Source organism: Arthrobacter sp. GW460-12-1-14-TSB2 (assembly GCF_059423525.1).
In genome coordinates this window covers 67,644-82,053 of sequence record NZ_JBWKYC010000001.1, presented here as the reverse complement: position 1 = coordinate 82,053, position 14,410 = coordinate 67,644, and the positions used below count along the sequence as shown (strand labels likewise).

Genomic DNA, 14,410 nt, shown 5'->3' with positions numbered 1-14,410 from the left:
GTGCGGCGGGTTACCGGCCGATCCCGGTGATGGCCACCATCACCGGGACGATGCCGATGATGAGGAGCGCTCCAGCGACGTCGAAGACCAGCCCCGTGCGGATCATCCTGATGATGGGCACCGCGCCGGAACCGTAGACGATCGCGTTTTGCGGTGTTGAGACAGGCAGCATAAATCCGAAGGAGGCGGCGAAGGTGGCGGCCAGTGCAGGCACGAACGGATCGAGCCCCATGGCGGTGCACAACGGAATGACGATGGGCACCACCACCGCCGCGGATGCTGTGTTGCTGGTCGTCTCCGAAATGAGGACGGCCAAAACGGCGGAGAAGGCCGTAACCGCGACCACGTTGGTGACGTTCAGGTTCCGGGAGGCTGCGGTGCCGATGGTCTCCGCCAGCCCGGTGGCGGCGAGGAGCGAGCCGAAAATGATGCCGGTGCCGAAGAGGATGATGGTGCCCCAGTCGATCCGGGCGGCGTCCGACCAGTTAAGCGTGGCCCGGCGTTCTTTCCAGTTCGTGGGCAGGATGAAGAGCAGGGACGCCCCCAGAACGGCCACTATGCCTTCGTCCAGCCGGTCGTCCAGCAGAACGTAGATATCGGAGTCCGTCCCTGTGACAAGCCCGGCTGCGGCCGGAAGCAGCCAGAGCGAGACCGTGAAACCGAAGGCGATCAGGGTGTTTACTTCAGCCCTGGAATTCCTGCCGTGGGCGGTCCGCTGTTCGCGGATGTACTCCTCGACGCCCTCGATGCGGCGGACCTCTGGCCTGTTGAGCAGGAACATGACCAGGGCCAGGACCACGAACATGGCCAGGCAGAGCGGGGCCGCGGCGGCAGTCCACTGGGCGAAGGAAATGCGTTCCCCGGTGGCCTCCTCGATGAGTCCCCGGCCGATGAGGTTGGGCGGCGAACCGACCGGTGTGAGCAGGCCCCCGACGCTGGCGCCGTAGGCCAGCATCAGCATCAATGCCGCACCGACCCGCAGGCGCAGCGGATCAAAGTCCGCGCTGACGATGCCGCGGTCCTGCATCAGTTGGCCGATGACCGCGAGGATGCCGAGGGCCGTGGGCATCAGCATTGCGACAGTCGCCGTGTTGGACACGAACGCCGACAGCAGGCAGGTGATGACCCCGAAGGCGATGATCACGCGGTAGGTGGACGTGGCCACGCCGGGAAGGGAGAGCACAGCGAAGGCAAGCCGCTGCGCGATGCCGTGTTTGAGCATCGCCTGGGCGAGGATGAACGCACCGATGAAGGTGAAGATCGTCGTCGAACCGAACGGGGCCAGGACTTCAGCAGCCGGAGCAACGCCGAGTATCACCACGGCGGCCACTCCCAGCAGACCTCCCACCGGGATGGGGACGGGTTCACAGATCCAGAGGACGATCACACCGAGCAGAACCGCAGCCAGAAGCTGCTGTGTCCGGTCCATCGTCATGGGAAGGATCGCGAAGGTGATCGCGGCAGCAGGGGCGAGGAAGAATCCCAGGGTTTGCCGTGCCCGCTCAAACTTCTCTTCCTTTGGGGAAAGCTTCTGCTCGCTTAGGCTTCGGAACGTCTTTCCGCCGAGCAGGGCGGCGCGGACGTCGGTTCGTTCGGTCATCAGCGGTGCAGGGCAGTAAGCAGCCGGGCGGGGCTCCCCCGGAGCCACGCCTTGACGTCTTCGAACGCGCCGCCGTAGAACTCCCGGTAGCTTTGCTCCGTGACGTAGCCCAAATGCGGCGTCAGGACAGTCCGTGGTGCGGATAGGAGCCGGTGGTCCGCGGGCAGCGGTTCGAGGTCGTAGACATCAAGGGCCGCTCCGGCGAGCCAGCCTTCGTGCAGTCCCCGGATGAGGGCGTCTTCGTCGACCAGGGGCCCGCGGGAGGTGTTGACCAGCACGCCCCGGGCCCCCAGGAGACGGAGTTCCTCTTCCCCGACGACGCCGCGCGAGCGTTCCGAAAGCCGCACATGCACCGACACCACATCCGCCTCCCGGAAAAGTGCGTCTTTGCTGACCCTCCTGGCTCCCGCCTCGGCGGCCGCGTCGGCCGTGAGGTTGGGGCTCCAAGCGATGACGTCCATGCCGAATGCCTGTCCATAGGCGGCGACGCGGCGACCGATCTTGCCCAGGCCCAGAACCCCCAGGGTCTTGCCTGCGAGCTCAAAACCGACGGTGGACTGCCAGTGACCGTCCCGCAGGCGCCGGTCCTCAAACGGTATGCTGCGGGCAAGCGCGAGCAACAGGCCCCACGTCAGTTCCGGGGCCGCGGTGGGAGAGCCGCCGGTCCCGCACACGGCAATGCCCAGCTCCTCCGCCGCCGGAACGTCAATGGACTGATTGGCCATCCCGGTGGTCACCAGCAGTTTGAGTCCGGATAGTTGCGCCAGCCGATCACGACCGAAGGCGGTCCGTTCCCGCATGGCGATGATGATGTCGAACCCGCGCAGGCTGGCGACAACGTCGGCGTCGTCCTTCAGGTGCCGGTCGAAGAAGGTGACGCTGACGCCGTCGGCGGCAAGCTGCTCCCACGGCGCGTAATCCCGGGCCACAGACTGGTAATCGTCCAGGATGGCGAGGCGCATGGGGGAATCCTTCGGTGTAGGCAGCGTGCAGTCACTGCTGTCAGGCTACCGTTTCTGATCATCCGGCCGGCGGTTTGGCTGGCGAGGGTTCACTGGTGTTGCTGTTGGTGGTGCTCCAGCTGGCGAGAAAGTCCAGTTGATCCTGAGCATGGCTGCCGGCCTCCGCGGTGTAAGCGATCAGTGTCAGCCCTTCGCCGGGGAGCTCGAGGGCGTCGCCGGTGAGTTCGATGTCGCCGACCAGCGGGTTGTGCATGGTCTTGCGGGCCGTGCGGTGGAAGCGGACGTTGTGCCGGGCCCATCGTGTGGAGAACTCGGTGCTGCCGGCGGCGAGGTCCCCGATGAGGTGGTTAAGAGCCCGGTCACGCGGGCTCCGGCCGGATTCGGCGCGCATGGCCGCGGCGAAGTCGTCGGCGAGGGTTTCCCAGTCGACGAAGAAATCGCGGGAACGCGGGTCCAGGAACATGAACCGCGCCAGGTTCAGCGGCAGTGTGGTGGGGCTGAGGATGTCCGTGTAGAGGGCGTAGCAGAGGTTGTTGGCGGCCACGACGTCCATGCGGGAATTTCGGACATAGGCAGGTGTTCCGGTCATCCCGGCCAGGAGCCGTCCGATGCTGGGGCGCAGTTCAGTCCGCGCCCGCCGGACACCGGAGGACGCGGCCGGAGCGGCGGCTTTGGCGAGGTCGAACAGGTGGGCGCGCTCCGCCTCGTCGAGCTGCAGGGCGCGGGAGAGGGAGTCGAGAACGGACTCGGACACTCCACGCAGGTTTCCGCGTTCGAGGCGGGCGTAGTACTCGGTGCTCACTCCGGCGAGCATGGCCACTTCCTCGCGCTTGAGTCCGGCCACCCTCCGGGTTCCTCCGTAGGCGGGCAGCCCTGCCTGGGCAGGGGTGATGTGCGACCGCCGGCTCCTGAGGAACTCGCGGACGTCTTTCGTAGTGTCCATGCCTCTACGCTACGGCGGGAAGGGCCGCCCTAACAGGAACTGCCAGTACACCGCACAGCAGAGACTCCCACCCTGGCAACGGGACTGGTTTTCTTGAATCAGCAGCTTCACGCCTATCCAAGGAGCACACCGTGCATCTCGCAGTTCCCGGTCCCACGTCCAAGGGGCCCGCCGATAAATTCATCGGCGACGTGTACCTCAACGCGCTGCACGCCGGCGAACAACCCTCCCGCCTGAGATCGGCCATGGTGCGGTTTTCTCCCGGAGCCCGCACACACTGGCATTCGCACCCCGTCGGCCAGACCCTGCACTGCACAGACGGCACGGGACTGGTGGCGAACCGAGACGGTGAGGTCATCCTCCTGCGTGCCGGAGACACCGTGCACACCCCGGCCGGGGAGGAACACTGGCACGGCGCGACGCAGGACAGCCTGATGTGCCACCTGGCCCTGGTGGAGCACGAATCCGGTCAAACCGCGACGTGGTTGGAACCCGTCACGGAGCTCGAATACCAGGCCGCCCACTCCAAACACACCCGCTAACTCCACCGAACAACGCTAAGGAATCTCAGTGAAAAGTGTCACCCTCAACAACGGCGTCGAAATGCCGATCCTGGGCTTTGGTGTCTTCCAAATCCCCGAAGAGGAAACCCAGACCGCGGTCGAAGCGGCCCTGGCCGCCGGATACCGGCATCTGGACACCGCCGCGTCCTACGGTAACGAAGCATCCGTCGGAGCTGCCATCAAAGCCAGCGGCATCGCCCGCGAGGAACTGTTCATCACTACTAAACTCTGGATCCAGCACGCACCTACGGGCAGCGTCTATGAGGACAGCAAGCGCTCCTTTGATAACTCGCTTCATCGGCTGGGCGTGGATTACTTGGACCTCTACCTGATCCACCAGCCCTTTGGGGACTACTACAGCGAATGGCGCGCCATGCAGGACCTGAACAAGGAAGGCCTGGCCCGGGCCATTGGTGTCTCAAATTTCCATTCCGACCGGCTGGTGGACCTGATCGACCACAACGAGATCGTTCCGGCCGTGAACCAGATCGAAACCCACCCGTTCCACCAGCGGGCCGCCGATCAGGAGCTGATGCGCGAACGCGGCGTGCAGATCGAATCCTGGGGGCCGTTCGCCGAAGGCAGGAACAACCTCTTCACCGATCCTGTCCTCAGCGCCGTCGCCGCCGACCACGGCAAGTCCGTCGCGCAAGTGGTGCTGCGCTGGCTCATCCAACGCGACGTCGTCGTCATCCCCAAATCCGTCCGGCCGGAGCGCATGGCCCAGAACTTCGACGTCTTCGGCTTCACCCTTACCGATGAGCAGATGAGCCGGATCACCGCCCTGGATACCGGCGCCAGCCTCTTCTTCGACCACCGGGACCCCGCCATGGTCAGTTGGCTCGGCGGCCGCCGGTACAGCTAGCGCAGGACACCCTTGACCACCCCTCTGTTGAGCATCAGCCGGCGGTCCGCCCTTCGCGGGGCGGCCGCCGGCCTGACCGGTGCCCTGCTGACTGCTGGAGCAGCAGGCTGCACACCAGGAAGAGACAACACCGTGGCCTCCACGCCTTCTCCGGCGCCAGCCGGTCCCCCACAGAGCAGCCGGCGCATACTGCTGGCTTACTTCTCCCGGGCAGGCGAGAACTACTACTACGGAGGCCGTACCAACCTCGACGTCGGCAACACCGAAGTGCTCGCCGGCATGATCAGCGCGCTGGTTCCCTGCGACGTGCACCGCATCGAGGCGGCAGAGCCCTACCCGGACGGGTACGACGCCACCGTGGCCCGGAACGTCCGCGAACAAAATGGGGACGCCCGTCCCGCCATCGCCAACCCCCTGCCCGCCATCGACCAGTACGGCTCGGTCATCCTGGCCAGCGGGATCTGGAACGTCAGGGCACCGATGATCATGGCCACGTTCACCGAAAGCTACGACTTCACCGGCAAGACTGTTTTCCCCGTCACCACCCATGCCATGAGCGGACTCGGCACGGCGCCCCGTGACTACAGGGAGTCCTGCCCGGGTGCAACGATTGCCGAAGGCCTCGCGGTGAAAGGCGAGGAAGTGCGCGGCGCAGCAACAGACATCAAGGCCTGGCTACACGCCACGGGCCTCCTTACATGGTCAGATAGCTCCGGGGCCGGCACCTAGGCCGACCATGCGAAGGGGGCCGAGAACGAATTCTTCCCGGCGTTGTCCCAGGTCATCCCGAATACATCGACGCGGCCGGTGCTCGCAGTGCCGGCTGCCAAGGTGTCGGCAGGAAATCCGATCCCGCTGACTTTCACCCCAAGTTCCGTACGGTCCATGGGAGACACGAAGTCCTCGACCGCCATGTCCACAGCACTGCCGATCCTGACCTGATGCCGGCGCCCATCGTTGGCGTAGGCCATCTCCAAGGACTCCATGCCAGCCATTTCACCGATCAGGGCGGCCAGATTCTCCATTGGTCCGCCAAGCTGGCCGCCGAAGACTGCACCGAGCGCCTCGGCCTGCTCAGCTGAAGCGGCAGCATCCATCAGGAGCCCGACCTTCCAGCCACCGCCACCCATCAGGGCGGGTGTGTCGGCGACGACGCAGACGGTGAGGCCACCGACGTCGACACCATTAACGTCACCGGTGTCAACGTGGAAGGCCAGGGCCACCTGGCAACGTTCGTTATCGGCCGGTGCGGTCAGCCCGGACGTCGCGCACGGGCAGACCATATCGCAGTTGCAGTTCTCGAAATACGTACCCTCTACACGCCACGGCATTTTGCGGCTCCCTTCGACGTGGCACCTACCCCCCCAAGACAAAGTCTCCTCCCGCCCAAAACCACGGTCAACGGCTTCAGATGACTCTTCAAAGACCCCGGGCGGCCCCCGGGTGTGATGCCGGGGGCCACAGGTTCGACTATGTGCGCTGGAAGATGTTGAGAATGTTGCCCTCCGTATCCAAGAACCAGGCCCCCTTGCCTGTCGGCAAGGTAGCGATGCCGTTCTCAGTCTTCAGGCCCGGGAAGTCGTACTCCTCGAAGGTGGCTCCGCGGCCCCGCAGCTCTTCGACCTCGGCTTCGAGGTTGTCCGTCATCCAGCCCAGCTGGGTGTTCTTTGCGGTGCCCGCGTTGTCGGATTGGTACAGCAGGAAAGCTGTTCCCTTGCCGCAGCGGAACATCAAATTTTCGGCGTCCATGACCTCCGGATCGTCCAGTCCCACGACGTCCCGATAGAAGTCACGTGCCCGGGCGATGTCCTTGGCAGGGAGGACCGCAGCGACTTCACTGTCCTTGAGCATGTCGAATTCTCCTAGTTTGATGCGATCGAGATGCCCGCCCCGAAGGCGGTGCCTGCGGGGCGGCTGTGCCGGCTCCCGCCGGCTCCCGGCTGTATTCAATGCTCCGGGACGGTGCCGGGAGGCCTGCGTCGCGGCTAAATAGGCAGCCGGCCCTGGGTCATCCCAGCGTTCATACCGCCATTATGGCCTCGGATCGCGTTCACGGATATAGCCAGGAAAAGGGAGGCCGACGGCGGGCATCACTCCCGTCGTCGGCCTCCGGAACGGCCGTACTCACCGGGAAGGTTGGACCACCATCGCGGAGCCGCCGCCGCGCCTCACCGGTTCAGCAGCGGCCACCATGCGCCCGTTCGGCTTGAACTCGATTGCAGTCGCAGCACCGATTTCCGCTGCCGACGTGAAGGCGTCACCGGATGGCGTGAATTCGTGGCCGAACTCTTTTAGCTGCTCACCGTATGCCTCAATAAATCCGGGCTCGGCAGTGACCTTTGCCGTGTTCCGCTGGGCAGCGCGCGGCGCCGCGATGGCCTTCGAGATGTCCATTCCCAGGTCCACCCGGTTCAGCATGGTCTGCAGGACGGTGGTGATGATGGTCGATCCGCCGGGCGAACCGAGCGCCAGGAACGGATCTCCGTCCTTCAGGATGATGGTGGGAGACATCGAGGAACGGGGCCGCTTCCCCGGCTGGATGCGGTTCGGATCGTCCTCTTTGTACACGGTGGAGAAGTCCGTCAGCTCGTTGTTGAGCAGGAACCCGCGCCCCGGCACCACGATGCCGGATCCCCCGGTCTGCTCGATGGTGAGAGTGTATTCCACCACGTTGCCCCACTGGTCCGCGACCGTCAGGTTGGTCGTGGAGATGTTCTCCGTATCCGTCTCAGCGGCGGGCGCCGCAGCAGCGGCCGGGCACGCGCCGTCGTACGAAGAGATGTCCCCCGGGTCGACGGGCTTCAAAGCCGCCTTCGCCGGGTTGATCCGGCACGCGCGCTCCTTGCCGAACACCGGGTCCGTGAGCTCGTCGGTGGGGACGTCCACAAAGGCGGGGTCGCCCACGTACTTGGCCCGGTCGGCAAAGGCGAGGGCACTTGCCTCAAGGTAGTGGTGCAGGGCAGCCGTATTCTTGCCGTTGGCGTTGCCCGGCTCCGCAAGGTTGAAGGGCTCCAGGATGTTCAACGCCTCGCCCACGGTGGTGCCGCCGCTGCTCGAGGGCGCCATGCCGTACACGTCCAGGTCCCGGTACTCCACGTGCGTAGGATCCTGGTCCAGGGCTTCGTAGGCGGCCAGGTCCTTTGTCGTCATGTGGCCGACCGGGACGGGCAGCGTCGTGGTGGCGGTCTTCGGCGGTGCCTTCACTGCAGCGACGATCTCGTCCGCCACCGGGCCTTCGTAGAAGCCATCCGTGCCCTCCTCCGCAAGGAGCTCATACGTCGCGGCCAGGTCCGGGTTCTGGAAGACACTGCCGACGGCGGGCGCGTCGCCGCCAGGGAGGAAGAGGCTGCTCGTGGACGTAAACGCCGCAAAGCGCTTCTCGTTGTCGAGGGTCTGCTGGCGGAAGGTCTCGTCCACCACGAAGCCGCGGGTGGCGACATCGATGGCCGGCTCGAGAGCGTCGCCAAGGTCCAGGGTGCCCCAGCGTTCGAGGGCGCGCTCCCAGGTGGCGGGCGTGCCGGGGACTCCGACGGAGACGCCGCTGGTGACGAGCTCGGGGGTGAAGGGGTAAGGCTTGCCGGTCGCGGGGTCGATGAACGCGTCGTTGGGCATCGTCGCCGGTGCGGTTTCCCGGCCGTCGATGGTGCCTACTTCACCCGTCTTCGCGTCATAGAAGACGAAGTAGCCGCCCCCGCCGATTCCTGCACTGTAGGGCTCGGTCACGCCCAGCGTCGCGGCCGCGGCGACGGCGGCATCCGCGGCATTGCCGCCCTTGCTGAGCACCTCGATTGCCGCCGCGGAGGCGTCCGGGTCAACGGTGCTGACCGCGCCGCCGTAGCCGGTGGCGGTGGGCTCCTTCTTAATTTCCCGCGGATCAGCGAACGCAGGGTTCATGACGGCGCCGCCCGTCACGCTCATGGCCAGGGCCGCCGTGAGGGCGGCAATTCGACGTCTCACCTTAGGCATGATGACTCCCGAGTCAGGGTGGTGCGGAGTGGGGTGATCGTCACGTTACTCCCGCCCGGAGTGACACTCAACACTGAATGGATTGCACGGCGTTCAGCCCCCGATGTGCCACGAGTCGAGGACCACCCGGCCACGGGGCGATTCCAGCGTCGCGGTGAGCGGCGCCTGCTGCACGGCGTCCAGCGGGCCGTTCCGGTCAATCGGGTCAGTGTCAACGGCCGGAAGCTGGAGCACGTCGACCGCCTGCCGCGGGATGCCGCGCAGCGCCAGCTGCCGCAGGGCCAGATCCGTTGGTGGCAGGTGGGCGCACGGATGTTCCCCTTGCCAGTGGATCAAACTGGGCAGTGCACCGGAGCATTCCAGGCGACCGTCCTGGCGGACCGTGATGCGCCACTTCAACAATCCATAGGGCGTCTCCCGCTGTGCTGCGAGCAGCTCGCCCGGGTTGAGGGCGAGGCTGTTGAGCTCCCGGCATAGCGTCTCGATCTTCTGTGTTCGAGCTACTGCGTGCACCAGCCGGGGTGAGTCGCGGAGGGCGTCGCGCAGTGCCGGGTGGTCGAACCCGAACCAGCGCGCCCTCCCCGGCGCCGGAGCATCGGGATCGATCGCGATGACCTCGAGGTAGCAATCGGGGAAGCTCCCGCTGCTGATGGCCATCACTTGGTTGTGCGTGCCCATAAACGCGTGCTTGCCGCCGCCCGCGGGCCGGACGCCGAACGTGGCTACGCACCACGCCGCGCCTTGTTCCAGCGAATCTGCGGCGATGACCAGGTGGTCGATGCGGGCGTTCACAACTCAGCTTTACCGCTGGGGGCGTTGGCTGAATCGGCAGGCGATCCCTGCCGGCGGCTCGCTATCAGGAACGGCACTGCAATCAGCTGGATCACGCCGCCGATTGCCAGCGAGGCCGCGTATCCATAGGCGTCGGCCGCCCGGCCGAGCAGCGGCTGGACCACCACGCCGCCGCTTGAACCAATGAGTGAATCGAAACTAAGCACCGTTGCCCGCTGCTTCGAGGCGATCATGTCGTTCAGGTAGGCCTGCCGCACGGGGACGCCCGCGGCGTCCACTACTGCCCAGAGGGTCAGTAGCGCCAGGGCCGCCCAGAACACCCTGGTGAACCCGAGCACCACCAAAATCACGGCGGCGAGTCCGACGCTGATGATCAGCACGGTGGTGCGCTTGCGGACAAGGCGCCGGATCCGGGGCGCCAGCCAGCCGCCAAGCACTTCGGCCCCCGCCACAACTGCCGCCGCGAGCCCCGCCACGGAGTAGGCGCGCGGGTCCCCGAAGAGCTCCAGCAGGTACGGCTGCAGTGCATAGAACACATAGATCCCGACGCCGGCACTGAACGGCCCGGCCAGCATCACGTAGCGCACGGGCGGGTTCTTCAAACCGTTCTCGATGGAGGCCGCGAGTACGGTGCGGACGGCCCGCAGCGGGCGGGCCGAGCGCTCGGGCGTGAACCCGACGTCGTGCATCAGGCGGAACGCCACCAGGAACATGGCCAACAGCACGCCCACGCGGATCAGGAACGGGACGCCAAGGTTGGTGACCTGGGCGATGACGCCTCCGGCGACCGAGCCGACGAGCATCGCGACCCCGGAAACCATCACCCCGCGGCCCAGCACCGCTTCCATGCCTCCTTCGTAGCCCTCGAAGCGCAAGGCGTCGACTAGCCAGGCCTCCACGGCCCCCGAGAAGAAGGTGAAACCCAGGCCGAGCAAGACCGACACCAGAGCCCACCACCAGAAAGGAGCCGACAGCTGCCAGAGCAGATAGTAGAAGTAGGTGGAGACGGCGAGGGTCACCGTGCCGAGGAGGAATGAGACGCGGCGCCCCCAACCGTCCGCAACCACTCCGGTGGGCACCTCGAACAGCACCATGCCCACCGTGAAGAAGGCATTGGCGGCAAAGGCCTCGAGGTTGCTGAGCCCGGCATCCAGCAGGAAGAGCGTGTTGATGCCCCAGATAAACGACGCAGCAACGGTATTGCCCAGCGTCAACGTCAGGTAGATGCGCTGAATCTTTTGGGCGCCGGCGCTCATCGCGTTGACGTCCCCGCTGGGGCGAGGTAGGAGCACGAGCCCATTCTCGTCCGGTTAGCGTGCGCGCACCAGTGCAAATGCGGGCGGATCCCCGGCACGCTACGCTACTGCATCAGGCGAGGCGGCTCCGGACGATCTCGCTGACAGTCTTGCCGTCATACCGCCCTGCAACCTTGGCGGTGACCGGCTTCATCACGGCGCCCATCTGCCGCATGGACGGTTCCTGGCCGTCGGCCTTCAGCGCTGCGATTGCTTCGTCCACAATCGCTTCGACCTCGTCACGGGTCAGGGCTTGAGGCAGGTACGCCTCAATGATCTCGGCCTCGGCGATTTCCGCGGCAGCACGCTCAGCCTCGCCGGCTTCCGTGTAGATCTTCGCGGTGTCGCGGCGTTTGGCGGCTTCCTTCTGGAGCAGCCCGGTGACCTGGGCATCGTCCAGTTCGATCGGGGTCTTTCCCGACTTCTCGCGTGTCTCGATCTCGCCGAGGACGTTGCGCACCGTGGTCAGCGCTACCTTGTTCCGGTCTTTCATGTGGATCACAACGTCGCCGTGGAGGCGTTCTTTGAGCGTGCTCATGGTGTTCTCGTTTCGTTGGCTTTGCCTCCATTGTCCCCGCTCGCCGCCACCTTCGCTGCGTTCTGCGGGGCCCTACTTCACCTGCTTCCCCAGGGCACGGCCCAGACGTGCCGCAGCTTCCTCGAGCTGCGGCTCGCTGACATGGCTTCGCGCGACGTGATTATTCAGCAAATGGCCGATACCGTCTAGGAGTTTGACCTCATGTCAGTACAAACTCTTGACTCTTCCGTTAGAGCGCTCTAACGTTGGTGGCAGCACGTGACCTGGCGCACTCGCCGGGACCCCACCGACGGTCCAGTTGGACGGGCCAAACGATTCGAGGAAGTCAACAATGTCGTTGCACGCAGCACACCCCACCGCACCGGGAAACAAACCCGGCTCCAAACATCGCGGGTATCTGACCCGCCTTACTGTCATCTCCACTCTCGGCGGCCTTCTGTTCGGCTACGACACCGGCGTGATCTCCGGCGCACTGCTCTACATGCAGGATTCACTGAGCATGAGCCCGGTCGAAGAAGCCACCGTGGTCAGCGCCCTGCTGTTCCCGGGCGCGGCGGTCGGCGCGCTGAGCGGCGGCCGGCTGGCCGATACGCTCGGCCGCCGCGGCACGCTCCTCATTTGCGCGCTGCTCTTCCTGGTCGGTGCCCTGGGCTGTGCGATTGCACCGAACGTCGGCTTCATGGTGGTGGCCCGAGTGATCCTGGGCCTCGGCGTTGGAGCCGCAGCCGTCACCTGCCCCCTTTACCTGGCAGAAATGGCGCCGGCACACCTGCGCGGCCGCATGGTGACGATCAACGAACTGATGATCGTGACCGGCCAGATGCTTGCCTTCGCCATCAACGCCCTTCTTGACACGCTGATCCACGATCCTGAGGTCTGGCGCCTCATGCTTGGAGTGGCATCCATCCCCGCGATCGCCCTGCTGATCGGGATGCTCATCCTGCCTGAGTCGCCCCGCTGGTTCGCCATCCGGGAACGGTTTGCGGACAGCCGTCGCATCCTAGACCTTAGCCGCAGCCCCGAGGAAGCCGATTTCGAATACAAGGAAATTGTCGAATCGGCCACCACTGCCAAGACTGAGCGCTCGCACGCATGGCGTGATTTGAAGAACAATCCGTGGATGCGCAAGCTGCTGTGGATCGGCATCGGCCTGGCCGTGGTTCAGCAGGCAACCGGCATCAACACGGTCAACTACTACGCGCCCACCATCCTGGAACGCAGCGGACTGGGCGTCAGCGCATCACTGGTAGCCACCGTGGCGGTGGGCGTGACCTCGGTGCTGATGACCGTACTTGGCATCTACCTGCTCGGCTTCATCGGCCGGCGCCGCATGCTGGTCATCGGCTTCTCCGGCGTCGTCGCCTCCCAGGCGATCCTCGCCGTCGTCTTCATGCTGCCGCAGTCGGATTTCGTCAGCTACACCATCTTGGCCGCCATGATGCTGTTCGTCGCGTTCGTGCAGTGTTTCATCGGCACCTGCGTCTGGCTCCTCCTTTCGGAAATCTTCCCGATGGCCATCCGCGGCTTTGCCATGGGTATCGCCGTCTTTGCCCTCTGGACTGTCAATGCCGGCATCTCCTTCCTGTTCCCGATCCTCGTTGTGGCATTGGGCTCCACGGGAACCTTCGCGGTCTTTGTCCTGGTGAACGTCGCATCCCTGGTGTTCGTGTCCAAGTGCGTTCCCGAGACCATGGGCCAGTCGCTGGAAGAACTGGAGGTGCACTTCCGCACCGGCAGCCTTCCCGTCATCACGCCGGCGGAAGCGTCCGGCGCGAAGGCCGGAGCCCAGTAATAGTTCGTCTGTTTCCCTAGCCAGGCCAGTGTGGCGACGCGGCCGATCGTCGGGGAGTGAATTGAAGCACCAGGAAGTGGCCAAACGCCCCACAATTTACGACGTCGCGCGGGTGGCAGGCGTCTCCCGCGCCCTTGTCTCGCTGGTGCTGCGGGACTCCCCCAAAGTCAGCCCGGAAAAGCGGCAGGCGGTTACCGAAGCAATCGCCGAGCTCGATTACCGGCCAAGCAACGCCGCCCGCTGGCTCGCCAGCGGGCGCACCCGGATTGTCGGGGTGCTGCTGGACGACCTGGCGAATCCCTGGTTCGTGGAACTGCTCGACGGCCTGCAGAGCGTGCTCGGGGAACAGAACCTGCGGATGGTCCTCAGCGACCCCACGTACCTGGCCCGGCCCGGGGAGGGCCCGGTTTCAGCGTTCATGGAGCTCCGCGTGGACGGGCTCGTCATTGCCGGCGACGTCCAGCCGGATGACGATCTGCTGCGGGCCACCGCGCACACACCGACCGTCGTGGTCGGCGCCCGCACCTTCGAGCTTCCCTCTGCGGACCTCGTCACCAACGACGACGTCGCCGGAGCATGTTCCGCCGTCGAACACCTGATCGGCCTCGGCCACCGCGACATCGCCTACCTCACGGCCCCGACCGGATCAGCCGCGTTGCGGGCGGGCTCCTACCGGGACACGATGGCCCGCCACGGCCTGCAGGACCATATCCGCTTGGTGCAGACAGACCTCAGCGAACATTCCGGCTTCGAGGCAATGAACAGCCTGATTGACAGCGGGCGGCCCCCCACGGCAGTCCTGGCCACCAACGACGTCCTCGCCGTCGGGGCTCTCTCTGCCGCCGACGACCACGGCATCAACGTCCCCTCCCAGCTGTCACTCGTCGGCTATGACAACACCTACCTGGCCGGAATCCGGCATCTTTCGCTGACCAGCGTGGACCCTGTAAGCCGGGAGGTCGGCATCCGCGCCGCCCGCCTGCTCCTCGAGCGCATGGCAGACCCGGCCCTGCCCCAGCGCACCGAAGTACTGACCCCGCGCCTGGTAGTGCGGAACAGCACCGCGCCCGCTCCGGCGGGCTGACGCGTAATGC

Annotated in this window: 14 protein-coding genes; 5 read left to right on the top strand and 9 right to left on the bottom strand. The window is 65.6% G+C overall.

The genetic code is table 11. From position 1 onward, the window contains the following. Positions 1-10 precede the first annotated feature (10 nt). From AC07YR_RS00415 to AC07YR_RS00405, 3 genes are read right to left on the bottom strand one after another with little or no spacing between them, the layout of a single operon-like run. Positions 11-1,600: an SLC13 family permease gene (locus AC07YR_RS00415; RefSeq protein ID WP_494732758.1), complete on the bottom strand. Its 1,590-nt coding sequence runs from the start codon at positions 1,598-1,600 to the stop codon at positions 11-13. Continuing rightward, positions 1,600-2,562, bottom strand: a complete 963-nt coding sequence (locus tag AC07YR_RS00410; RefSeq protein ID WP_494732757.1) for a D-2-hydroxyacid dehydrogenase family protein — start codon at positions 2,560-2,562, stop codon at positions 1,600-1,602. The genes AC07YR_RS00415 and AC07YR_RS00410 overlap by 1 nt, the downstream gene beginning before the upstream one ends. A 58-nt stretch (positions 2,563-2,620) precedes the next feature. After that, positions 2,621-3,505, bottom strand: coding sequence for a helix-turn-helix transcriptional regulator (locus AC07YR_RS00405; RefSeq protein WP_494732756.1), 885 nt, complete (start codon positions 3,503-3,505; stop codon positions 2,621-2,623). Positions 3,506-3,636: 131 nt separating this feature from the next. Between AC07YR_RS00405 and AC07YR_RS00400 the strand changes: the two genes are divergently transcribed. The 3 genes from AC07YR_RS00400 to AC07YR_RS00390 are packed head-to-tail and all read left to right on the top strand — an operon-like array spanning position 3,637 to position 5,662. Continuing rightward, entirely contained in the window at positions 3,637-4,047 is a 411-nt protein-coding gene (locus AC07YR_RS00400) for a (R)-mandelonitrile lyase (RefSeq protein WP_494732755.1), read from the top strand. Between the two features lie 28 nt (positions 4,048-4,075). After that, positions 4,076-4,933: an aldo/keto reductase gene (locus tag AC07YR_RS00395; protein WP_436057564.1), complete on the top strand. Its 858-nt coding sequence runs from the start codon at positions 4,076-4,078 to the stop codon at positions 4,931-4,933. Between the two features lie 12 nt (positions 4,934-4,945). Further along, positions 4,946-5,662: a flavodoxin gene (locus AC07YR_RS00390; RefSeq protein ID WP_494732754.1), complete on the top strand. Its 717-nt coding sequence runs from the start codon at positions 4,946-4,948 to the stop codon at positions 5,660-5,662. Here AC07YR_RS00390 and AC07YR_RS00385 read toward each other — a convergent pair. The 6 genes from AC07YR_RS00385 to AC07YR_RS00360 form a co-directional block, all read right to left on the bottom strand. Continuing rightward, positions 5,659-6,264: a DUF1326 domain-containing protein gene (locus AC07YR_RS00385; protein ID WP_494732753.1), complete on the bottom strand. Its 606-nt coding sequence runs from the start codon at positions 6,262-6,264 to the stop codon at positions 5,659-5,661. The two genes, AC07YR_RS00390 and AC07YR_RS00385, sit on opposite strands and share 4 nt — an antisense overlap. Before the next feature lie 139 nt (positions 6,265-6,403). Continuing rightward, entirely contained in the window at positions 6,404-6,784 is a 381-nt protein-coding gene (locus AC07YR_RS00380; protein WP_028269375.1) for a VOC family protein, read from the bottom strand. A 273-nt stretch (positions 6,785-7,057) separates the two neighbouring features. Continuing rightward, complete coding sequence (ggt, locus tag AC07YR_RS00375; RefSeq protein WP_494732752.1) at positions 7,058-8,899, bottom strand: gamma-glutamyltransferase; 1,842 nt, start codon at positions 8,897-8,899, stop codon at positions 7,058-7,060. Between the two features lie 93 nt (positions 8,900-8,992). Further along, a complete protein-coding gene (locus AC07YR_RS00370) occupies positions 8,993-9,691 on the bottom strand; it encodes a VOC family protein (protein WP_494732751.1) in 699 nt (232 codons plus the stop codon). After that, entirely contained in the window at positions 9,688-10,947 is a 1,260-nt protein-coding gene (locus AC07YR_RS00365) for an MFS transporter (protein WP_494733016.1), read from the bottom strand. The genes AC07YR_RS00370 and AC07YR_RS00365 overlap by 4 nt, the downstream gene beginning before the upstream one ends. A gap of 112 nt (positions 10,948-11,059) precedes the next feature. Further along, the gene (locus AC07YR_RS00360; RefSeq protein WP_436057559.1) at positions 11,060-11,524 is read right to left on the bottom strand and encodes a GatB/YqeY domain-containing protein; all 465 of its coding nucleotides are present in this window, start codon (positions 11,522-11,524) and stop codon (positions 11,060-11,062) included. A gap of 331 nt (positions 11,525-11,855) precedes the next feature. Between AC07YR_RS00360 and AC07YR_RS00355 the strand changes: the two genes are divergently transcribed. Then, positions 11,856-13,316 (top strand): sugar porter family MFS transporter, encoded by a 1,461-nt coding sequence (locus AC07YR_RS00355; protein ID WP_494732750.1) that lies wholly within the window; start codon positions 11,856-11,858, stop codon positions 13,314-13,316. 61 nt (positions 13,317-13,377) lie between these two features. After that, positions 13,378-14,400, top strand: a complete 1,023-nt coding sequence (locus tag AC07YR_RS00350; RefSeq protein WP_494732749.1) for a LacI family DNA-binding transcriptional regulator — start codon at positions 13,378-13,380, stop codon at positions 14,398-14,400. Positions 14,401-14,410 lie beyond the last annotated feature (10 nt).